Annotated in this window: 19 protein-coding genes and 1 pseudogene; 10 read left to right on the forward strand and 10 right to left on the reverse strand. The window is 71.5% G+C overall.

What is annotated here, in order from left to right:
• Positions 1-18: 18 nt before the first annotated feature.
• Positions 19-2,766, reverse strand: a complete 2,748-nt coding sequence (fdhF, locus tag GWK16_RS06635; RefSeq protein ID WP_211187170.1) for a formate dehydrogenase subunit alpha — start codon at positions 2,764-2,766, stop codon at positions 19-21.
• Positions 2,763-4,328: an NADH-ubiquinone oxidoreductase-F iron-sulfur binding region domain-containing protein gene (locus GWK16_RS24970; protein ID WP_211187171.1), complete on the reverse strand. Its 1,566-nt coding sequence runs from the start codon at positions 4,326-4,328 to the stop codon at positions 2,763-2,765. Before GWK16_RS24970 ends, fdhF begins: the two co-directional genes overlap by 4 nt.
• Before the next feature lie 110 nt (positions 4,329-4,438).
• Here GWK16_RS24970 and GWK16_RS06640 point away from each other — a divergent pair, with 110 nt between their 5' ends.
• Complete coding sequence (locus tag GWK16_RS06640; RefSeq protein ID WP_170053167.1) at positions 4,439-5,479, forward strand: 5-methyltetrahydropteroyltriglutamate--homocysteine methyltransferase; 1,041 nt, start codon at positions 4,439-4,441, stop codon at positions 5,477-5,479.
• Positions 5,479-6,336 (forward strand): amidohydrolase family protein, encoded by an 858-nt coding sequence (locus GWK16_RS06645; RefSeq protein ID WP_170053168.1) that lies wholly within the window; start codon positions 5,479-5,481, stop codon positions 6,334-6,336. The genes GWK16_RS06640 and GWK16_RS06645 overlap by 1 nt, the downstream gene beginning before the upstream one ends.
• Here the strand turns inward: GWK16_RS06645 and GWK16_RS06650 are convergent.
• A complete protein-coding gene (locus GWK16_RS06650; protein ID WP_170053169.1) occupies positions 6,333-7,388 on the reverse strand; it encodes an SDR family oxidoreductase in 1,056 nt (351 codons plus the stop codon). The two genes, GWK16_RS06645 and GWK16_RS06650, sit on opposite strands and share 4 nt — an antisense overlap.
• Before the next feature lie 118 nt (positions 7,389-7,506).
• On the opposite strand from GWK16_RS06650, the gene GWK16_RS06655 reads away from it, so the two are divergent.
• Positions 7,507-8,871 (forward strand): MmgE/PrpD family protein, encoded by a 1,365-nt coding sequence (locus GWK16_RS06655; RefSeq protein WP_170053170.1) that lies wholly within the window; start codon positions 7,507-7,509, stop codon positions 8,869-8,871.
• Here GWK16_RS06655 and GWK16_RS06660 read toward each other — a convergent pair.
• Positions 8,868-9,266 carry a nuclear transport factor 2 family protein gene (locus tag GWK16_RS06660; RefSeq protein ID WP_170053171.1) on the reverse strand — a complete coding sequence of 133 codons (399 nt, stop codon included), beginning with the start codon at positions 9,264-9,266 and terminating at the stop codon, positions 8,868-8,870. The genes GWK16_RS06655 and GWK16_RS06660 overlap by 4 nt on opposite strands.
• A gap of 85 nt (positions 9,267-9,351) precedes the next feature.
• On the opposite strand from GWK16_RS06660, the gene GWK16_RS06665 reads away from it, so the two are divergent.
• Together GWK16_RS06665 and GWK16_RS06670 are read left to right on the forward strand one after the other, a co-directional pair.
• Positions 9,352-9,795 (forward strand): MarR family winged helix-turn-helix transcriptional regulator, encoded by a 444-nt coding sequence (locus GWK16_RS06665; protein ID WP_211187173.1) that lies wholly within the window; start codon positions 9,352-9,354, stop codon positions 9,793-9,795.
• 126 nt (positions 9,796-9,921) lie between these two features.
• Positions 9,922-10,914: a lipid A deacylase LpxR family protein gene (locus GWK16_RS06670; protein WP_248291202.1), complete on the forward strand. Its 993-nt coding sequence runs from the start codon at positions 9,922-9,924 to the stop codon at positions 10,912-10,914.
• 10 nt (positions 10,915-10,924) lie between these two features.
• Here the strand turns inward: GWK16_RS06670 and GWK16_RS06675 are convergent, their stop codons facing one another.
• Genes GWK16_RS06675 through GWK16_RS06685 form a run of 3 tightly spaced genes read right to left on the reverse strand, consistent with a single transcriptional unit; the run spans position 10,925 to position 13,729 of the window.
• Complete coding sequence (locus GWK16_RS06675; protein ID WP_170053174.1) at positions 10,925-11,812, reverse strand: prephenate/arogenate dehydrogenase family protein; 888 nt, start codon at positions 11,810-11,812, stop codon at positions 10,925-10,927.
• Entirely contained in the window at positions 11,805-12,887 is a 1,083-nt protein-coding gene (gene hisC, locus GWK16_RS06680; protein ID WP_170053175.1) for a histidinol-phosphate transaminase, read from the reverse strand. The genes GWK16_RS06675 and hisC overlap by 8 nt, the downstream gene beginning before the upstream one ends.
• Positions 12,884-13,729, reverse strand: coding sequence for a chorismate mutase (locus GWK16_RS06685; RefSeq protein ID WP_170053176.1), 846 nt, complete (start codon positions 13,727-13,729; stop codon positions 12,884-12,886). The genes hisC and GWK16_RS06685 overlap by 4 nt, the downstream gene beginning before the upstream one ends.
• A gap of 89 nt (positions 13,730-13,818) precedes the next feature.
• On the opposite strand from GWK16_RS06685, the gene metX (GWK16_RS06690) reads away from it, so the two are divergent.
• The 3 genes and pseudogenes from metX (GWK16_RS06690) to metX (GWK16_RS06700) form a co-directional block, all read left to right on the forward strand.
• Entirely contained in the window at positions 13,819-14,973 is a 1,155-nt protein-coding gene (metX, locus tag GWK16_RS06690; protein WP_170053177.1) for a homoserine O-acetyltransferase MetX, read from the forward strand.
• Positions 14,945-15,643, forward strand: a complete 699-nt coding sequence (locus GWK16_RS06695; RefSeq protein ID WP_170053178.1) for a hypothetical protein — start codon at positions 14,945-14,947, stop codon at positions 15,641-15,643. Before metX (GWK16_RS06690) ends, GWK16_RS06695 begins: the two co-directional genes overlap by 29 nt.
• A 30-nt stretch (positions 15,644-15,673) precedes the next feature.
• A pseudogene (gene metX / locus GWK16_RS06700) lies at positions 15,674-15,913 on the forward strand (homoserine O-acetyltransferase); the annotation flags it as partial.
• Between the two features lie 131 nt (positions 15,914-16,044).
• Here metX (GWK16_RS06700) and GWK16_RS06705 read toward each other — a convergent pair.
• A complete protein-coding gene (locus GWK16_RS06705; RefSeq protein WP_170053179.1) occupies positions 16,045-16,842 on the reverse strand; it encodes a hypothetical protein in 798 nt (265 codons plus the stop codon).
• Positions 16,843-17,016: 174 nt separating this feature from the next.
• On the opposite strand from GWK16_RS06705, the gene metW reads away from it, so the two are divergent.
• On the forward strand, positions 17,017-17,619 hold the full coding sequence (gene metW / locus GWK16_RS06710) for a methionine biosynthesis protein MetW (RefSeq protein WP_170053779.1): 603 nt from the start codon (positions 17,017-17,019) through the stop codon (positions 17,617-17,619).
• Positions 17,620-17,629: 10 nt separating this feature from the next.
• Here metW and GWK16_RS06715 read toward each other — a convergent pair whose 3' ends face one another.
• Together GWK16_RS06715 and GWK16_RS06720 are read right to left on the reverse strand one after the other, a co-directional pair.
• Positions 17,630-17,845, reverse strand: coding sequence for a hypothetical protein (locus tag GWK16_RS06715; RefSeq protein WP_170053180.1), 216 nt, complete (start codon positions 17,843-17,845; stop codon positions 17,630-17,632).
• Positions 17,846-18,100: 255 nt separating this feature from the next.
• On the reverse strand, positions 18,101-19,168 hold the full coding sequence (locus GWK16_RS06720; protein WP_170053181.1) for a DUF2125 domain-containing protein: 1,068 nt from the start codon (positions 19,166-19,168) through the stop codon (positions 18,101-18,103).
• Between the two features lie 35 nt (positions 19,169-19,203).
• Here GWK16_RS06720 and GWK16_RS06725 point away from each other — a divergent pair, with 35 nt between their 5' ends.
• Entirely contained in the window at positions 19,204-19,815 is a 612-nt protein-coding gene (locus GWK16_RS06725) for a gamma-glutamylcyclotransferase (RefSeq protein ID WP_211187175.1), read from the forward strand.
• Positions 19,816-19,953: the final 138 nt, after the last annotated feature.

Genomic DNA, 19,953 nt, shown 5'->3' on the forward strand with positions numbered 1-19,953 from the left:
TCCTCGCGCCCGGCCCGGTCAAGCGCGCGTTCGGGCGGCTTCCACGCGCGCGGCGCAGAGCTTGAAGCCGGGAATGTGCCCGATCGGGTCCAGCCGCGGGTCCGTCAGCAGGTTCGCCGCGGCCTCGCGGAAGGCGAAGGGCAGGAAGACCATGCCGTCCGGCAGCGCCGGATCGGCGCGGGAGGCGCATTCCACCATCCCCCGCCGCGTCGTCACCCGCACCCGGTCCCCCGGCGCGACGCCCAGCCGTCGCAGTTCGGCGGGGGCGAGGGAGACGGTCGCCGCCGGCTCCAGCGCATCGAGCACCCCCGCCCGGCGGGTCATGGCGCCGGTGTGCCAGTGCTCCAGCGCGCGGCCGGTGGTGAGCATGAAGGGGTAGTCCGCATCCGGCGCCTCGGCGGGGTCCGAAACCCCGGCCGGCACCAGCCGTGCCCGGCCGTCGGGCGTGGGGAAACGGTCGGCGAAGACGATCTCGCGCCCCGGCGCATCCGGCGCGGGACTCGGGTAGGTGACGGCGTTCTGCCGCGCCAGCCGCTCCCAGGTGATGTTCGCGAGGCTCGGCATGGCCTGCGCCATCTCGGCGAAGACCTCCCGCGGATGGGCGTAGGTCCAGGGCAGGCCGAGCCGCCGCGCCAGGTCCACGATGATGGAGAGGTCCTGCCGCGCCCCGCCCGGCAGCGGCACGGCCGCGCGGCCCATCTGGACCGTGCGGTTGCTGTTGGTGACGGTGCCGTCCTTCTCCGGCCAGGCCGAGGCCGGCAGCACCACGTCGGCCAGCGCGGCCGTCTCGGTCAGGAAGAGGTCCTGCACCACCAGGTGATCCAGCCGCGCCAGCGCCGCGCGGGCATGGGCGAGGTCCGGATCCGACATCGCGGGGTTCTCGCCCATGATGAACATGCCCCGGATCTCCCCGCGGCCCGCGGCCTCGAGGATCTCGACCACCGTCAGCCCGGGGCGCGGATCGAGGGCCACGCCCCACAGCGCCTCCATCGCCGCATGGGCGGCGGGATCGTCGGTGCGGTGGTAGTCGGGCAGCATCATCGGGATCAGCCCGGCATCGGATGCGCCCTGCACGTTGTTCTGCCCGCGCAGGGGATGCAGCCCCGCGCCCGGCTTGCCGACATGCCCGCAGACCAGCGCGAGGGCGATGAGCGCCCGCGCATTGTCCGTCCCGTGCACGGATTGGGAGATGCCCATGCCCCACAGCGTCAGTGCGGCGGGCGAGGCCGCGTAGCGCCGCGCGACGCGGCGGATCTGGTCGGCCGGCACGCCGCAGCGCGCTTCCATCGCCTCCGGCGCATAGGCCGCGACATGGGAGCGCAGCCGCTCGATGCCGTCGACGCGCCCGGCGACGAAGGCCGCGTCGTGCAGGTTCTCGGCCAGGATGACGTGCAGCATGGCGTTGAGCAGCGCGACATCCTGCCCGGGCGCGAACCGCAGCACCTCGGTGGCGCAGCGATCCAGCGCGCTGCCGCGCGGATCGGCGGTGACGAGCATCGCCCCGCGCGCCACCGCGTCCTTCAGGAAGGTCGCGGCGACCGGGTGGTTCTCGGTCGGCCGCGCGCCGATCAGGAAGATCAGATCGGCATCCTTCACCGCGGTGAAGGGCGCCGTCACCGCGCCGCTGCCGATCCCTTCCAGCAGCGCGGCGACCGAGGAGGCGTGGCAGAGCCGCGTGCAGTGATCGACGTTGTTCGTCCCGAACCCCGTGCGCACGAGCTTCTGGAACAGATACGCCTCCTCGTTCGACCCCTTGGCGCTGCCGAAGCCGGCGAGCGCGCCAGGCCCGGCGCCGTCGCGGATGCGCAGCAGGCCGGAGGCGGCGCGGCCCATCGCTTCCTCCCACGTCGCCTCGCGGAACTTCGCCCGCGCCCGCGCCGGGTCGAGGCAATCCGCCGGATCCTTGGCCGCGCCGTCGATGCGGACCAGCGGCGTCGTCAGACGGTCGGGATGCGCGAGGTAGTCGAAGCCGAAGCGGCCCTTCACGCAGAGCCGTCCCTGGTTGGCCGGGCCGTCGCGGCCGACGACTTCCTCGATGCGGCCGTCGCGCACGCGGAAGCCGACCTGGCAGCCGACGCCGCAATAGGGGCAGACGCTTGCGACCTCCCGCACCGGCGCCGCTGCGCGATGGCCGTGGTCGTCGAGCACCGATTTCGGCAGTAACGCCCCGGTCGGACAGGCCTGTACGCATTCCCCGCAGCCGACGCAGGACGACGCGCCCATGGGATCGAGCAGGTCGAAGGCGACGGTCACCCCGGCGCCGCGATGCGCGAGGCCGATGACGTCGTTGTGCTGCACCTCGCGGCAGGCGCGCTCGCACAGCCCGCAGGCGATGCAGGCGTCGAGTGCGACGGCCATGGCCGGGTGCGAGAGATCCGGCGCCGGCCGCGCATCGGGCGTGAAGCGCGATCGCGTCACGCCGAGCGTCGCCGCCCAGCGCGCGAAGGTGCCGTGCGTGTCGCGCCCTTCCGGCCCGGGCATGTCGGTCATCAGCAGTTCGAAGACCATCCGCCGCGCGTGATCGGCGCGCGGCGTCGCGGTCTTCACCACCATGCCCTCGCGCGGCGTGCGGATGCAGGACGCCGCGAGGGTCCGCTCGCCGTCGATCTCGACCAGGCAGGCGCGGCAGTTCCCGTCCGGCCGGTAGCCCGGCGCGGGGCGATGGCAGAGATGCGGGATCGCCACGCCCTCGCGCTGCGCCACGGTCCAGATCGTCTCGCCCGGCGCCGCCGCGACCTCGCGCCCGTCGAGCAGAAAGCGCGTCATGGCGCGGCCTCCTTCGGGAAATGCCGCAGCAGCGCGCGCACCGGGTTCATCGCCGCCTGGCCGAGGCCGCAGATCGACCCATCCGCCATGGCCTGGGCAAGGTCCTCGAGCAGCGAGCGGTCCCAGCGCGGTGCTTCCAGCAGGTGCACCGCCTTCTGCGTGCCGACCCGGCAGGGCGTGCATTGCCCGCAGGATTCATCGCGGAAGAAGCGCAGCAGGTTGCGCGCCGCGTCCGCCAGATCGTCGCGGTCCGAGAGCACGACGACGGCGCCGGATCCGACGAAGCAGCCCAGCGGTTCCAGCACGCCGAAGGCGAGCGGCAGATCTGCCATCGTCGCCGGCAGGATGCCGCCCGAGGCGCCGCCGGGCAGGTAGGCCGCGAAGCGGTGCCCCTCCTCCATCCCGCCGCCCTGGGCCTCGATGAGGTCGCGCGCGGTGATGCCGATCGGCGCGCAATAGACGCCAGGGCGCTTCACGCGGCCGGACAGGCTGAACAGCCGCTCGCCCTTGTGCCCGTTGCGGCCGGCGGCGGCGAAGCGCGCCGGCGCGTCAGGTGTCGCGAGCAGTTCCGGCAGCCACCACAGCGTCTCGACGTTGTGGATCAGCGTCGGGCGACCGAACAGCCCGCGCTCGCCGGGGAAGGGTGGCTTGTGGCGGGGATAGCCGCGCTTGCCCTCGAGGCTTTCGAGCAGCGCCGTCTCGTCGCCACAGACATAGGCGCCTGCGCCGCGCCGCAGATGCACCGGGCGTCGCGCGGGCAGGGCGGGGATCATCTCCGCGAGGATGCGCCGCGCCTCGGGATACTCGTCGCGGATGTAGAGCCAGATGGCGTCGGCATCGATCGCCTCGGCAGCGATCAGCGCGCCTTCCAGCACGCGATGCGGTTCGCGTTCCAGGCACCAGCGATCCTTGAAGGTGCCGGGCTCGCCTTCGTCGGCATTCACCACGAGGTGGCGCGGACCAGGCTGCGCCAGCACGGCGCGCCACTTGCGCGCGACCGGGAAGCCGGCGCCGCCCATGCCGCGCAGCCCCGCGACGTCCAGGGCGTCGAGGATCGCATCGCGCGTCAATCGGCCCGCGCGCAGCGCATCGAGCACCGGCATCGGCCGTGGCGCGGGCGTGGCGATGTCGCGCGGCCGGGCGGTGCAGGCCGGGGCCTCGTCGCAGGCGCCCATGCAGGGGGCCTCGACGATCCGCGCGCCGGCCGGCAATGCCGGCCGCGGCCGCATCGCGCAGGGCAGTCCGCCGCAGACATGGATCGCGGGCCGCGGTGCTGCCTCGCCATCGGCCAGCACCTCGAAATGCGCGTAGAAGGTCGCGACCTCGAACACCTCGACGGGCGCGAGGCGCAGCGTCTCCGCCAGTGCGACGAGATGCGCGGGCAACAGCGCGCCGTGGCGTCCCTGCAAGGCATGAAGATGTTCGATGAGCATGTCGCGCCGCAGCGGCAGATCGCCCAGCGCCGCGCGCACCGCGGCGCGGGCGCCATCGTCCGCGCTGCGCCCGCGCGGAAAGGCGCGCGGTGTCCGCTGCCTGGCGCCCGACGGCTGTCCCGTTGCCATGCCGTGGCGTTCTCCGTTTCCCCGATCGCCATTAGACCGCGAATGCGACGCGAGGGCCACTGGCCGCGCGCAGGGCGCGACGATAGGCTCGCGCCAGGGAGAATGACGCCATGGTGAACACGCTGCTGCCGACCTCGCTGGTCGGCTCCTATCCGCAGCCGGATTGGCTGATCGACCGGTCGCGCCTCGACAGCCGGCTGCCGCCGCGGGTGCGCGCGACGGAATTGTGGCGCATCGCGCCCGAGCGGCTGGAAGCGGCGCAGGACGATGCGACGCTGCTCGCCATCCGCGCGCAGGAACGCGCCGGGCTCGACATCATCACCGATGGCGAGATGCGTCGCGAATCCTATTCCAACCGCTTCGCCACCGCGCTCGACGGCGTGGATCTCGACAATCCCGGCAGCGCGATGGACCGCACCGGCAAGCCGAATCCGGTGCCGCGCGTGACCGGCCGCATCCGGCGTCGTCATGCGGTGGAGGCGCGTGACGTCGCCTTCCTGCGCGCCAACACCGACCGGATGATCAAGATCACCGTGCCCGGCCCCTTCACCATGGCTCAGCAGGCGCAGAACGACTTCTACAGGCATGAGGCCGAGATGGCGCTCGACTACGCGGCCGCGGTGAACGAGGAGATCCGGGACCTGTTCGCCGCCGGCGCCGACTTCGTCCAGGTCGACGAGCCCTACATGCAGGCGCGCCCGGAGAAGGCGCGCGAGTATGGGCTCGAGGCGGTGAACCGCGCGCTGGAGGGCATCACCGGCACGACGGCGCTGCACATCTGCTTCGGCTATGCCGCCCACCAGCACAACCGGCCGAACGGCTATTCCTTCCTGCCCGAGCTCTGCCGCTGCAAGGTGCGCCAGATCTCGATCGAGACGGCGCAGGCGAACCTCGACACCTCGGTGCTGAAGGGCCTGCCGGACCAGACCATCATCCTCGGCGTCATCGACCTCAACGACCAGCGCGTGGAATCGCCCGAGACGGTCGCCGCGCGCATCCGCCGAGCGCTGCCGCATGTGAATCCGGAGCGCGTCATCGTCGCCCCCGATTGCGGCATGAAGTACCTCTCGCGGGAGGTCGCGGACGGCAAGATGCGCGCGATGGTCGAAGGGGCCGCGATCGTGCGGCGCGAGCTGACGGGGGCGGCGTGATGACGCCCTGCCTTCCGCCGCTCGATGTGACGCCGGCGCCGTCCTGGCGCGCGCCGCCGCTGTCCTGCGACTGCCATTTCCACATCTTCGGCCCCTATGACCGCTTCCCGCTCGACCCCGGGCGGCACTACGACCCGGCGGCGGCGCTGATCCCGGCTTATCTGCGGGTGGCGGAAGCGCTCGGCATCGGGCGCATGGTGGTGGTGCAGCCATCCGTCTATGGCACCGACAATGCCTGCACGCTGGATGCCGCGGCGCGCTTCGGCCTCGACCGCGCGCGCGTCGTCGCGGTGGTGGACGACAGCGTGGACGACGCCGCGCTGCGGGAGATGCACGCCAAGGGAACGCGTGGGGTGCGCTTCAACACCGTCTCGGGCAACGGGGCGCCGATCGAGCAGCTCGACGCGCTGGCGCGCCGCGTTGCGCCGTTGGGCTGGCACATCCAGATCTACGCGACCGGGGAATCGCTTGCCGAGCTCGGCCCGCGCCTCGCGGCCCTGCCGGTCGAGGTGGTGATCGACCACATGGGCGGCGTGCGCACGGCGGATGGCCTGAACGGGGCCGGCTTCCAGGCGCTGCTGCGGCTGATGGACAGCGGGCGCGCCTGGGTGAAGCTGTGCGGCTACCGCATCTCCTCCTCGGGCCCGCCCTTCCACGACGTCGCGCCGTTCGCGCGTGCGCTGCTGGATGCGGCGCCGGACCGCTGCCTGTGGGGCACCGACTGGCCGCATCCCTCGCTCACCGACTGGATGCCGGAGGACGGGATGCTGCTCGACCGGTTTGGCGAATGGGCGCCGGGAGCGAAGGAGCGGCAGCGGGTGCTGGTGGACAATCCCGCCGCGCTCTACGGCTTCTAGCGCGGCGGCAGGATGCGCGCCGCGCGGTAGCCTTCCACCTGGGCGGCGAACATCGCCCAGGAATCGACGAAGCCGGTGAAGCCCGCCGCGCGCGCCGCCGTCATGGACGCAATCACGTCGTAGTCCATGTTCAGGAAGAAGTCCGCGAATTCCCACGACGCGACCTGCGCGATGGGCAGCGCCAGGCCGTGCCGCGCGCGGATCGCTTCCCACACCGGCCCCTTGTCCGCCATCCAATGCGCCATGCGCATGAGCCGCGGCCGGCCGCAGGGCAGGCCGAACAGATCCGCGAGGTATGGCCACAGGTCGCACCAGCGGAAGGCGTCGCCGTTCGTGACGTTGAAGGCGCGGTTGGCGCAGCGCGGCTCGCGCAGCATCCACAGGATGCCGTCGGCGAGCAGCGTCGCATCCGTCACCTCGTGCAGCTTCTCCCACACGCCCGCCTTGCCCGGGAAGTCGAAGGGCACGCCCAGCTCCCGGCAGATCGCCGCATAGGCGCCGAGCGTCGAGACCATGTTCCGCGCGCGGCCCGGCGCGACGTCGAGCACGAAGTTCGGCCGGCTCGCCGACCAGGTCCATGCCTTGCCCACCTGGCGGGCCGCGACCAGGTCCTGCTGGTCGTAATAGAAGTTCGGCGGCATGTGCCGCGGGTCGTCCTCCCGCGCCGGCGTGCGGAAGGGCCCGATATGCAGCCCGTACCACTTGCCGCCATGGATCAGATGAATGTGCGCGATGCGCGGCAGCGACGCCTCCGCCGCATCGAGGAGGTTGCGCAGCATCGCGACATTCGCCGGCACGTCCTCCACGCCGCTTTCCCCATGCGGGGCGCGCGACGCATACACGATGTGGGTGATATCCGGACGTTCGGCGAGTGCGGCGACCAGTCCAGGCGGATCGGTCAGATCCGCGGTGATCCAATCCGCCGCACCCTCGGGCCGGTTGCGCGACAGGCCGACCACGGCAAGGTCCGGCGCCGCCGAGGCGCGTTCCAGCACGCGCGTCGCGGCGGCGCCGCTGGCGCCGGCGATGAGGACGGTGCTGGTCGCGGTCATGGCGTTCCTCCGTTCGGTGGATGCTCGCCGCGCGCGTGCGGGCTCGTCAACCGAGGCGGGGTTGCGCGGCGCGCATGGCCAGATCACGCTTCGCAGCAACGACACCGGAGGAAGTCCCATGGCCACGCGCGCGCTCGCGGAGTTCGTCGCCGGATTGCATCCCGGGAGCCTGCCCAAGGAGGTGGCGGCGCAGGCGGCGCGCGTGGTGCTCGACGCCGTGGGCTGCGCCGTCGCTGCCTGGACCGAGGATGCCGAGAAGTCCCGCATCGCGCGCGAGATCGCCGCGATGTACCCGGCCTGCCCCGGCGCCGGCGTGATCGGGGCGCGCGGCATTGCCGCGCAGCCGGCCTTCGCCGCGCTCGCCAACGGCATCCTGGTCAACGCCGCCGACAACGACGACACGCACAAGGTCGCGCTGCTGCATGTCGGGTCCTGCGTGGTGCCGGCCGCCCTCGCGCTGGCCGAGGCGCGCGGCCTCAGCGGACCCCGCCTGCTTGCCGCGGTCGTCGCGGGCTATGAGGTCGCGGTGCGCGTCGGCATGGCGGTGATGCCGACTCATTACCGCTTCTGGCATTCCACCGCGACCAACGGCACCTTCGGCGGCGCGGCGAGCGCGGCGAATGCCATCGGCCTCGACGCGGATGGCGCGCAGCGCGCGCTCGGCCTCGCCGGCACGCAGGCGGCGGGGCTCAACACCTTCTTCGAATCCGGCGACATGACGAAGAGCCTGCATCCCGGCAAGGCCGCGATGAACGGCGTGCTCTCGGCGCAGCTCGCGGCCCTCGGCATGACCTCGCCGCCCGGTATCCTCGAACACCCGAAGGGCTATCTCGCGGCCTATTCGCTGGAACCGAAGGCGGCCGCACTGACGGCGGGGCTCGGGTCGACCTGGGAGATCCTGAACAACGGCTTCAAGTTCTTCCCCTCGATCCTTGCGAGCCATTCACCGATCCAGGCGACGCTGGCCATCGTGGCGAAGCACCGTCCCGACCCCGCGCGCATCGCCCGCATCACCAACGAAACCTACAACACCGTCCTGTCGCACTTCTCGGCGAAGGAGGCGGCGACGGTCATGGCCGCGCGCGTCTCCGTGCCCTACTGCATCGCCGCGGCGGCGGTGGACGGGGTGTTGACCCAGGCGCAGTTCGCCGCGGCGCGGATCCATGATCCGCTGATCCGCCGCGTGCTCGATCGCACCGAGGTCATCGCCGACCCGCAGCTGAACACGCTCTACCCGGCGAACTTCCCCGCCCGGGTGACGATCACCATGGAGGATGGCCAGTCCTTCCAGGAAACGGTGATGCTGCCGAAGGGCGACCCCGGCAATCCGCTGAGCGACGCCGAGCTCGAGGGCAAGTTCCGCGGCAATGTCGAGCCGGTCTTCGGCGCCGCCCAGGCCACCCGCCTGCGCGACGCCATCCTGCGCCTGGCCGAAGGCGGTCCGGTCGGCGCGCTCTCGGCCGCGATGGTGCCTGGCGGCTAGTCGAGCCGGCGCCAGCCCTCGTAGACCGTCTCCCTCGCGATGCGCCCGTCGCGCATCGCAAAGAGGTGCATCAGCCGCAATTCGACCCGGCTGCCGACCGGCAGCGGCGCGTTCACGACGCCGTTCCCGGTCAGGCGGAAGCGGGCAGTGCAGTCGTCCACCACGTGATCCACGGTCGCGAAGCGGGTGCCGGGAATGATCTCGACCTCGACCATGGATCCGAACATGGCGCGGTAGTTCGCCTCGATCGCCACCTTGCCCGTCAGGGTCAGGTTCCGCGTCGGCATCTCGAGCACGATGTCGTCCGTGTAGAGGTCCATCACCGCGGCGGGATCGCGCGCCTCGTCGCGGATATGGGCGTCCACGACCGCGAGGTTGCGGGCAATCGGGTCCATGGCTCAGGTCTTTCGTCAGTCTTTCTGACGATCACTAGACAGATTATCTGACGAACTGTCAACTACGCCCATGGACAACCGCCCCGTGACCGAGCGCCGCCGCACTCTCGGTGCCCTGCTCCGCCTGCCCTACGAGGCCCTGCAGCGCGAGGTCTATGGCGGCCTCGCCGCCCGCGGCTTCCCGGAGATCCGCCCCGCCCATTCGGCCGTCTTCCGCCACATCGGCCCGGACGGTGCGCGGCTGACCGCGCTCGCCGAACGGGCGGGCATGACGAAGCAATCGATGGCGTACCTGGTCGATGGGCTGGAGGAAGCGGGGCACCTGCGCAGCGCACCCGACCCGAATGACGGGCGGGCACGCATCGTCAGGCTCACGGTCAGGGGCGAACGCGTTCTCGACGCCCTGCTGGACCTCAGCGCCGAGGCGGAAGCCCGGGTGGCGGACCGGATCGGCAAGCGTCGGGCGGCCAAGCTCCGGAAGGCGCTGGAGGAATGGGTGGACGCGATCACGGTCGCCTCACCTCGGTAGGACCGACGCAACCCGGGCCGGCTTCATGCGTTTTCGGCGATGGAGGCGCAGCCCGCGCCGCGCCGGGGAGACGCTGTCGCAATGCACACCTGCTTTCGAACCCGATGGCTGGCGGTCCCGCCCGCGTTGCTTCTCGCCGCCGCGGTCGCGGCCGGCGGCGCGGCCGCGCAAGCCCCCGGGACGGTAGCGCCGCCGCCACCGGACCCGGCCGGGACCCTCAGCTTCGGCATCGAGAACGACGTGCTCGGCGGCACGGACCGCTACTACACCAACGGCCTGCAGATCGCGTGGCGGTCGCCGTCGGCGGATCTTCCTGCGCCGCTCGCCTGGTTGAACCGGCAGCTGGATTTTCTCCAGGGTCCGGGCGAGCTCCGCTGGGGCATCGCGGTCGGGCAGTCGATCTTCACGCCCGAGAACACCGAGCTCACCAACCCCGACCCGACGGACCGGCCCTATGCGGGCTATCTGTACGGCGCATTGTCGCTGTCGCGCGTCACGGCGACCAGCCTGTCGGTGCTCGAGATCCAGGCCGGCATCGTCGGGCCCTCCGCGGGCGGGAAGTTCGTGCAGAACGGCTTCCATTCCCTCATCGGCGATGCGCCGGCCCGTGGCTGGTCCTATCAGCTCTCGGACGAGCCAGTGGCGGCCCTGATCCTGGAACGCAAGTGGCGCGTGCCACTGGCCGGGGACGAAGAGCTGGGCCTCGAATTGCTGCCGGCCGTGAGCGGCAGCGTCGGCAACCTGCAGACCTATGCGGCCGCCGGCGCCATCCTGCGCGTCGGGCGCAACCTCGCCGCCGACTTCGGCCCGCCGCGGATCCGCCCGGCGCTCGCCGGCAGCGCCTTCTTCCAGCCGCAGGGCGACGATTTCGGCTGGTATGTCTTCGGCGGGGCCGAAGGCCGCGCGGTGGCGCGCGACATCTTCCTCGACGGCAACACCTGGACGGACAGCCGCAGCGTGAACTCCAGGCCGCTGGTGGCCGATCTGCAGGCCGGCGTGGCCGTCATCTGGCGCGGCGTGCGCATCGCCTACACCCAGGTCTGGCGCACCGAGGAATTCTATGGCCAGCGCGGCGGCATGCAGCAGTACGGCTCGCTGAGCGTGTCCTTCCGGTTCTGAGGCGCGCGGCCTAGGCCTGCTTCCGCTCGATCAGCTCGTGCCGGATCTTCCGGCCGCGCCGGATGCGGTCCTCGATGAACTCCGCCTGGCCGTAGCGTACCGCGCGGCCCAGGGCGTGCGCATCCTCGCTGAACCGCGCCAGCATCTCGAGCAGCGCCTCGCGGTTGTTGAGGAAGATGTCGCGCCACATGTCGATGTCCGACGCCGCGATACGCGTGAAGTCGCGGAAGCCGGAGGCGGCGAACTTCAGGACCGCCTCCTTCGTCTCCTCCGCGAGGTCGTCGGCCGTGCCGCAGATCGTGAAGGCGATCAGGTGCGGCAGGTGGGAGACCACCGCGACGATCTTGTCATGCGTCGCCGGGTCCAGCGCCTCGATCATCGAGCCGCAGCGGCGCCACATCTCGCGCACCTTCTCGACCGCCGCCGGGTCGCTGTCCGGCAGCGGGGTCAGGATGCAGTAGCGGCCCTCGAACAGCTCGGCGAAGCCGGCATCGGGGCCGGAATACTCGGTGCCCGCCATCGGGTGCGCCGGCACCAGCTGGACGCCCGGCGGCACCAGCGGCGACAGGTCGCGCACGACGCTGCCCTTGGTCGATCCCACATCCGTCAGCACGCAGCCCGGTGCCAGGTGCGGCGCGATCCGCGCCATCACCCCGGCATAGGCGCCGACCGGCACGCAGAGCACGACGCAGTCGCAGCCCTCGACGGCCTTGCCCAGGTCGTCCTCGACCACGTCGACGATGCCGAGCTCGCGCACGCGCGCCAGCGTCTCCGCCCGCCGCGTCGTCGCGACCACCGTGCGCGCGATGTCCCCGCGCTTCTTCGCCACCCGCGCGATGGACGACCCGATCAGCCCGATGCCGACCAGGCAGAGCCGGTTGAAGACGGGCTCAGCCATGCATGAAGGCCGTCAGCGCGTCGACCACCATGGTGCATTCCTCGGCGGTGCCGATGGTGATGCGCAGGCAGTGCGGCAGGCCGTAGCCGCCCATGGCGCGCGCGATCAGGCCGCGCTGCTTCATGGCCTCGTCCGCCGCCTTCGCCTTCGCCGCGGTGCCGAAATCGGCGAGCACGAAGTTGCCCTCGCTCGGCCAGACCTTGATGCCCGCGGCGGTCAGCGCGGCGGCGACCTTCGCGCGCCATTCGGTGTTGTGCGCGACCGACTGCTCGACCCAGCCCTTCTCGGCCAGCGCCGCCACGCCCGCGGCCATCGCCGCGGCATTCACGTTGAACGGCCCGCGCACGCGCCCCAGCACGTCGACGATCGGCGCCGGCGCATAGGCCCAGCCGAGCCGCATCCCGCCCATGCCGAAGATCTTCGAGAAGGTGCGCGTCATCACCGTGGTGCCCGAGGCATCCACCAGCTTCGCGCCCGCGTCGTAGTCCGGCCGCGTGACGTATTCGGCATAGGCGCTGTCGAGCACCAGCAGCACGTCGTCACGCAGCCCCGCGCGCAGCCGCTCCACCTCGGATTGCGGCAGGATGGACCCGGTCGGGTTGTTCGGGTTGGCGAGGAACATCAGCCGCGTGCGCGGCCCCACCGCGGCGAGCATCCCGTCCACGTCGGCGGTCAGGTTCTTCTCCGGCACCTTGATGATGCGGCAGCCGGCCCAGCGCCCGGTGATGTCGTACATCATGAAGCCGTGCGCGCTCATCACCAGCTCGGTGCCCTCGCCGCCATAGGCGAGGATCAGCAGCGCGAGCAGCTCGTCGGACCCGTTGCCGACCACGATCCGCGCGGGATCGAGCCCGAAGCGCGCGCCGATCGCCTCGCGGATCGCCTTGCCGTTGCCGTCGGGGTAGCGATGCGCCTCGGCCGCCATGGCACGGATCGCCTCCACCGCGCCGGGCGGGGGGCCGAAGGCGCCCTCGTTCGACGACAGCTTGATGATCCGGTTCACGCCCGGGATCTTGGACTCGCCGCCGACATAGGGCTCGACCGCCAGGATCGAAGGGCGGGGCATCACGGTCATGGTGCGTCTCCGGGAACCGGCGCGGCATAGGCGCCGAGGATGATGCGCCGCGCCCAGGGCAACGACGCGAGGCGCGGGTCCTCCGCGCGCAGGAAACCTTCGACCTCGGCGAGCGCGAGCGTTGCCGCCGGCGCGCGCGACAGGATCAGCGAGGTCGCGGCGAAGCCGGCGCCGGCGAGGGCCTGGGCGATGCGCGACCGCTGCGCGCCGGCCTCGGCCTCGACCATCAGGAGGCTGCGGTCCTCCCCGCAGGGGTCGGGGGCGACCGGGGCGACCACCAGCGCGCCGGGATCCGCGGCCGGCCCGGCCAGGAAGGGCAGCCGCGCGACCACCTGCAGCCGCGGCGCGTCGAGCCGCGCCCACCAGGCATCCTCCGCGGGTTCGCCGTCCACCGGTGCCGGCAGGACGGCGACCGAGGCCTCGCCGCCGGTCATCGCGGCCAAGGCCCGTGCCGGCGTCGGGTGCACGCGGATCGGCGTCAGCGGCCCGAAATGCTCCCGCGCCAGGCGGGTATGGCCCGATTGCGGGCCGGGGGCGAAGACGGCGGCGGAAAACCCGCCCTGGATCGCCGTGTTCGCCATGAAGATCTCGCGCCAGATCCGCACGATGCGGGCCCGCGCGAGCGGCCCCGCGTGGCGCGCGAGCAGACGGCGCAGCACCGCCGCTTCCCGCCCGGCGCGGAGCGGCGTGGTGTTGCCCTTGGCGCGGCTGCCGGCCATCCGCGCGACCACCGCCGCACGCCGCATCAGCAGGTCGTGCATGGCGTCGTCGAGCGCGTCGATCTCGGCGCGCAAAGCGGCGATCTCGGCCTCGGCAGGAGCGGGCGGGGAACTGTCGGGCATGGGGAAGGATGCAATAGACGGCGCGGCCCGGCGCGCCAAGCGTCCCGCCCGTTGCGGCGGCGGCCCGCCGGCCCTAAGGATCGCCCCCCATGTCCCAGGCGATCGCCCCCCTGCCGGAGGTCGAGCACCAGCACGCCGTCTTCGCCGACGGCCTGCCGCTGGATTGCGGCGCCGTGATCGTCCCGCTGACCGTCGCCTACCGCACCTACGGCACGCTGAACGCGGCGAGGACGAACGCGGTGCTGGTCTGCCATGCGCTGACCGGCGACCAGTATCTGGCCGAGCCCCACCCCGTCACCGGCAAGCCCGGCTGGTGGGAGAGCATCGTCGGCCCGGGCAAGCCGCTCGACACCGACCGCTACTTCCTGGTCTGCGTGAACGTGCTGGGCGGCTGCATGGGCTCCTCCGGCCCGCGGTCGGAGATGACGGACGCGGAGGGCCGGGGGCTTGGCCGCCCCTGGGGCACCGATTTCCCGCAGGTGACGATCCGCGACATGGTCCGCGCCCAGAAGCGGCTGATGGACCACATGGGCATCGCGCGATGGCTCGCCGTGATCGGCGGGTCGATGGGCGGGATGCAGGTGCTGGAATGGGCGGCGACCTACCCGGACGCCGTCCTCGCCGCCGCGCCGATCGCCTGCGCCGCGCATCATTCGGCGCAGAACATCGCCTTCCACGAGGTCGGCCGGCAGGCGATCCATGGCGACCCCGACTGGAAGGGCGGCCGCTACTGGGAGGACGGGCGCATCCCGGCGCGCGGCCTCGCGGTCGCGCGGATGGTCGCGCACATCACCTACCTGTCCGAACAGGCGCTGACCCGGAAGTTCGGCCGGCGACTGCGCGGCGCCTCGGCGCTGACCTTCCTCGAGGACGTGTTCGAGGTGGAGAGCTACCTGCGCCACCAGGGCAGCACCTTCGTCCGCCGCTTCGATGCGAATTCCTACCTGACCATCACGCGGGCGATGGACTTCTTCGACCTCGCCTCCGAGCATGAGGGCGACCTGTCGGCCGCCTTCCGCGGCACGGCGACGCGCTTCTTCCTGGCGTCCTTCAGCAGCGACTGGCTGTTCCCGACCTCGGAGAGCCGCAACGTGGTGCGGGCGCTGAACATGGCGGGCGCGAGCGTGTCCTTCGTCGAGATCGCGTCCGACAAGGGGCACGACGCCTTCCTGCTGGAGGAACCGGAGTTCCATGCGGCGTTGGGGGGGTTCCTGCGTGGAGCGGCAGAGAAAGCTGGCGTCTGACGACGCTGCCGCGGCAGGGGAACTGCGCTGCGGCATCGCGGCCGCACCGGATGGGCGACGGTATGCGGCTGGCCTCTTTGGACTGTCATGGTTCGCTTGGCTTGTCTGGCTTGCGCTGCTGCTTTTCACTCCGGCCAGTCCGGATCCCCTGCGGCTCTGGATCTGGAGTTGGTTCGCCCCGCTGCCTTACGCCTTCGCCTGGGCGGTGCTGACCGTCGCCTCCGCGCGCGAGGCAGGCATCGCGCTGCTTGCTCTGGCATTGACCAATGCGGGCCTTGCCTCGGCGGGACTCGTAGCGGGCATCTTCTCGGGTGGCATTCTTGGTCTGCCGGCCTTTCTGGTCTGTGGTGCCCTGTTCGGACAGGTGGCTGGAGCACTGCATCGGGAGGTCGCGCCGCGACTCTCCGAGGATTGGCGATGGATCCATCGCAGAGGAGGTGCCGCGGCGGGTGCGGGATTGGCAGCGGCGATGCTGATCGGCGGCATCGACGCGCAGCACTGGCCGTCGCAGATCCTGCGCTTCACGGTCCTCGGCGCAGTCCTCTCGATAGGTTTCGCTTGGCACGCACGGGTCAGTTGGTGGCAGTTGCGCGAAGACGAATGGCAATGTCGCTCTGAGGAGAGGGAGCGCGCGGCGGAGCAGCAAGGGCTTCACGCAGGCAGCGTTTAGGGCTCGTCCGGAGTGCCTCAGGTTGGCGCGACTTCTCGCTTCCGCGGCACGGCGACGCGCTTCTTCCTGGCGAGTTTCAGCAGCGACTGGCTGTTCCCGACCTCCGAGAGCCGCAACGTGGTGCGCGCGCTGAACATGGCGGGCGCGAGCGTGTCCTTCGTCGAGATCGCGTCCGACAAGGGGCACGACGCCTTCCTGTTGGAGGAACCGGAGTTCCATGCGGCGCTGGGGGGGTTCCTGCGCGGGGCGGCGGAAACCGCAGGGGTCTGATCGCGCCGCGGCGCCGCTGCGCGCGGAAGGTGCCAAACCGGCTTTCAGGGCCGCCCTGCAAACCCGCCGCCCATTCCTGAAGGGTTTGCCGCAATCCGGGACCGTCCGGGCCGAGCTGCGGCTGGCAAGGATCAGTCCCTCGTGCCGGAAACCCCTGCCGGTACCGGTCTCGTCAGGTTCCTCTCGACCGCCGACACCGGCCAGGCGAGAGCGTCCCGCAGTTCTCCCTGGCTGGCGGAAGCCGCAGCCACAAGGACGTAGGGCCCGAGGATGACGAGGGCGGCCTGCCAACGGGACGGCGAAGCCCGGTGCTCCCGGCACAACTGCCGAAGACTCGCCCATGCATGCCAGCCAAACCCCGGCACGGCGCCGGCAAGGCTCAGCGCGACAAGAATCCAGCCTGGGCCAAGGGAGGAGAAGCGGTCCCACGCACTCGGCGGCGGCGCGGGATGGGGCGCCGTAGCGACGAGGAGGACAGTGGACAGGACCCAAATGCCCGGCACGCCCCACCCGGCAATCAGAAATCCGCGGCGATGGATCCGCCGCCAGGCATCGGCGTCGCCGCCCATTTGGATCCGTTCATGCTCCCTGGAGACGATGTTGCCGAACAGCGCGGCGGCAACGGGAACGGCGACAAGGGTGAACCCGCTGAGGATCAGGGTCAGCCCCGCGACGAAGGCGAGCGCAAAGATCGCAAGGCTGACGCCGGCCAGGACTGACGACAGCCACAGCGCGGAGCCCAAGCCGGCAGCCAGGGTCGGGGCCGCAAGGACGCTCCAGGAAACGAGATAGGGAAGCGTCATCATGCCGAAGGCCCAGGGAATGATCAGGAAGCCATTCGGCCGAGGCAGGGGCGCCACGAAGACGCCCCACCACGTTATCGCGCAGCACCCGACGATGCCGGACCACCAGATGATGCTCCGGCTCACGGCCAGGAACCGTGACGATCGGTGCGTGCCAACATCGCCATGCGCGATCCCTCCCGACACCCTGAACGCGGCAATCGCCTTGCCTTACCAGTACCATCCGCCTACGGCTTCAGCGCACCGAGACACCGCCCCATGCCCGAAGCTCCCGCCGACATCCGCTACGTCGCCAAGAACATGCGCCTCGACCTCCGCCTGATCGCGGAGATGATCCCCCATGGCGCCAAGGTCCTCGACATCGGCTGCGGCGACGGCGCGCTGATCGAGCACCTGACGCGCGAGAAGCAGGCCGATGCGCGGGGGATCGAGATCGACATGGCCGAGGTGACCAAGGCGGTCTCCTCCGGCCTCGCGGTCATCCATGGCGACGCCGACAACGACCTCGCCTTCTATCCGGATGGGGGCTTCGACTACGTCGTGCTCTCCCGCACCCTCCAGGCGGTGGAACGCCCGCGGGAGGTGCTGCGCCAGATGCTGCGCATCGGGCGGCACGCCATCGTCTCCTTCCCGAATTTCGGCCATTGGCAGCTGCGCTGGCGGCTGCTGGTGAACGGGCGGATGCCGGACACCGAGACCTGGAACCGCCCCTGGTACGAGACGCCCAACATCCACCCCTGCACCATCCTCGACTTCACCGCGCTCTGCGCGCTCGAGGGCTATGGGGTGGAACGCTGGCTGGCGGTGGATGAGCGCGGCCTGAAGGCGCCCTGGAGGCGTTCGCTGCGCCTGGCGAACCTGTTCGGGGAGCAGGCGCTCTTCCTGCTCCGGCGCGCGGGGTAGGCGCCGCTGCTCAGTGGAACGGCTGGCAGCGCACCACGCCGGCCTTGGTCGAGCACTCCGAGGTCTTGGTCATCTGCACCAGCGTCGCTGCCTGCGCCGCATGTCGCGCCGCATCATGCGAACCGATGCGCATGCATTCCGCCTCGACATAGGCGAGCATCATCAGGATGGCACTCCGATCCGTGCCTTCGTGATCCTGCTCCGGGTACAGAACTGCGTGATCCATGACTGTCTCTCGTTGCATCCCGCCCGGCGGGACCAGACCTTCACGCCGGGGTGAACGCTCGACTATCTAACGCTGCGTTTGCGCAGGCCGACAGAGCCATCACGCGGCGCCCACCAGCATTGACGTCGATTTCACGCGACCTTCGCGGGAATGGGCTGATCGAGGGCCTTTTCATCACGTACCGTTAAGTGGTCGTGCTGCGGCACACGCGGTTTTCACGCAATCCGGCGCGCTTGGGTCTTGACGCGGCGCAACTTACGGCCAAACCAGAGGTGGAATTGTTGCGACAACAATGCGCGCAATACTTAAGCGCCCCTCCGTGAGCGCAATGGGCAATTCGACCTGCGGCGGTCCGCCGCCCGGCGGCACGCGCGTCAGCAGCGCCACGACCCCCTGCGCCGCCCGGGCCGTGGCGCGGGGCAGCAGCCCGGCCCCCTCGAGTGCCTGGATCGCGGCCGGGGCACCGATGACGCGGACCTGACCCGAACCCTGCGGCTGCAGCGCGGCGTCCAGCGAAAGCCGGACATTCGCCTCGCTCGCGACCGGGCCCCACCGGAGCGCCATCGACCGGACGTCGAGCTGGCCGCCCGCATCCCGCCATGCGCGCGCCCGTTGGGCCGAAGGCGGCATGGGCGAAGGTCCGGTCAGTGCGGCGACGATGCCGACCGACTCCACCTCCTGCCCCAAGGCGGCGGCAACGGCCGGGGCCACGGCACCGGCCGGCATCCGTACCCCGTCGGCCCGCAGCTCCGCCAGCAGCGCGGGCTCGGCGCCGGACCATGCGGGACTCAGCAGCAGCCGCGCCTGACGGGCCTGCAGCAGGCCGGCTGGGGTCGCGGCCGTCAGGTCCTCCGCCAGCACCTCGACAGGCCGCAGCGGCGGCATCGGCTCGAGCGGCACCTCGGCCTCGAGCCGCCGCGCCGCGACCGGCACCGCGACGGCGCCCAGGCGCAGCACCTGCTGTCCCTCCCAGCGCAGCGCCAGGCGATCGAGCCGCCGCGGCCCGACGCGCAGCACCAGCCGCTCCGAATCATGGCCGACCGCCTCGGCGAAGCCGCGCCCGCGCGCTTCCACCCGCAGGTTCGGCACCACGAGCTCGGCGGCCAGCGGCCAGCCCGCCGGGCGCGGCGGATCATGCTCCACCGTCCAGCCCTCGGCCCGGCGCAGGGCCGTCCAGTCGGCGAAGCCCGCCGCCATCATACCCGTGACGCGCCACCAGGCGAGGCCATGGGCGCCGGCCAGCAACAGCAGCAGAACGACCAGGGTGGACAGGATGCGCCGCCGGCGGCGGGGCGGGGCGGGCTTCGGCTTGGCGGGGGTCACGCACAGAGGTATAGCGCCGCGCCCGCCGCGCCGCGATGCCGCCGGTCCGCCGGCCGGGCGCGGGCTTCGACATGCATCACGACCAGGCCGCGCTGCGCGACGTCCTCGACGCCGACGGCCACCTCTATGTCTTCGGCTATGGCTCGCTGATCTGGCGGCCGGGCTTCACCCATGCGGCCGCGCATCCGGCGCTGCTGCGCGGGTTCCACCGACGCTTCTGCCTGTGGTCGCACCGCTATCGCGGGACGCCCCAGCAGCCCGGCCTGGTGCTCGGGCTGGATCGCGGCGGAGCCTGCAGGGGCCTCGCCTTCCGCGTCGCGGCGGCCGAGGCGGCCGAGGTGCTCGCCTATCTCGACGACCGCGAGCTGCCCGACGGGGCCGAGGTCGTCTACCACCGCCGCCTGCTGCCGCTGCGGCTGCTGGATTCCGGGCGGATGGTCCGCGCGGTCGCCTATGTCGCGAACCGCGGTTGCCGGCTGTATGTCGGCCGTCTCTCGCCCGAACGCGCCGCGGCGGCGATCGCCGCCGGGCATGGCCAGATGGGCGCCAACCGCGACTACCTGCTGAACACGCTGCGCCACCTGCGGGAGATGGGCGTGCGCGACGCCGGCCTCGATCGCATCGCGGAACTGCTGCCCGCGACCTGACCGCGAACCGCGGGGGGACCGATTTTCATCCCCTTATCCACACCGCCGGACTCCCGGTGCAGAATCATGACCTTTCAACGTCTTGGGTGGTGAATCTGAGGGGGTGGCTGAATTGCTCCGGACTCCTCTTCCCCAGAC

The sequence above is a fragment of the Neoroseomonas marina genome (assembly GCF_012927745.1).
Lineage (GTDB): Bacteria > Pseudomonadota > Alphaproteobacteria > Acetobacterales > Acetobacteraceae > Neoroseomonas > Neoroseomonas marina.

Excerpts from the sequence above, each read along its gene's own strand:
- GWK16_RS06725 (WP_211187175.1), top strand. The coding sequence starts at position 19,204 with ATGCCGCCGGTCCGCCGGCCGGGCGCGGGCTTCGACATGCATCACGAC.
- GWK16_RS06660 (WP_170053171.1), bottom strand. The coding sequence starts at position 9,266 with ATGGACCCGATTGCCCGCAACCTCGCGGTCGTGGACGCCCATATCCGC.
- GWK16_RS06675 (WP_170053174.1), bottom strand. The coding sequence starts at position 11,812 with ATGGCTGAGCCCGTCTTCAACCGGCTCTGCCTGGTCGGCATCGGGCTG.
- GWK16_RS06655 (WP_170053170.1), top strand. The coding sequence starts at position 7,507 with ATGGCCACGCGCGCGCTCGCGGAGTTCGTCGCCGGATTGCATCCCGGG.
- fdhF (WP_211187170.1), bottom strand. The coding sequence starts at position 2,766 with ATGACGCGCTTTCTGCTCGACGGGCGCGAGGTCGCGGCGGCGCCGGGC.
- GWK16_RS06640 (WP_170053167.1), top strand. The coding sequence starts at position 4,439 with ATGGTGAACACGCTGCTGCCGACCTCGCTGGTCGGCTCCTATCCGCAG.
- GWK16_RS06650 (WP_170053169.1), bottom strand. The coding sequence starts at position 7,388 with ATGACCGCGACCAGCACCGTCCTCATCGCCGGCGCCAGCGGCGCCGCC.
- GWK16_RS06715 (WP_170053180.1), bottom strand. The coding sequence starts at position 17,845 with ATGGATCACGCAGTTCTGTACCCGGAGCAGGATCACGAAGGCACGGAT.
- metX (WP_170053177.1), top strand. The coding sequence starts at position 13,819 with ATGTCCCAGGCGATCGCCCCCCTGCCGGAGGTCGAGCACCAGCACGCC.
- GWK16_RS06645 (WP_170053168.1), top strand. The coding sequence starts at position 5,479 with ATGACGCCCTGCCTTCCGCCGCTCGATGTGACGCCGGCGCCGTCCTGG.
- hisC (WP_170053175.1), bottom strand. The coding sequence starts at position 12,887 with ATGACCGTGATGCCCCGCCCTTCGATCCTGGCGGTCGAGCCCTATGTC.
- metW (WP_170053779.1), top strand. The coding sequence starts at position 17,017 with ATGCGCCTCGACCTCCGCCTGATCGCGGAGATGATCCCCCATGGCGCC.
- GWK16_RS24970 (WP_211187171.1), bottom strand. The coding sequence starts at position 4,328 with ATGGCAACGGGACAGCCGTCGGGCGCCAGGCAGCGGACACCGCGCGCC.
- GWK16_RS06685 (WP_170053176.1), bottom strand. The coding sequence starts at position 13,729 with ATGCCCGACAGTTCCCCGCCCGCTCCTGCCGAGGCCGAGATCGCCGCT.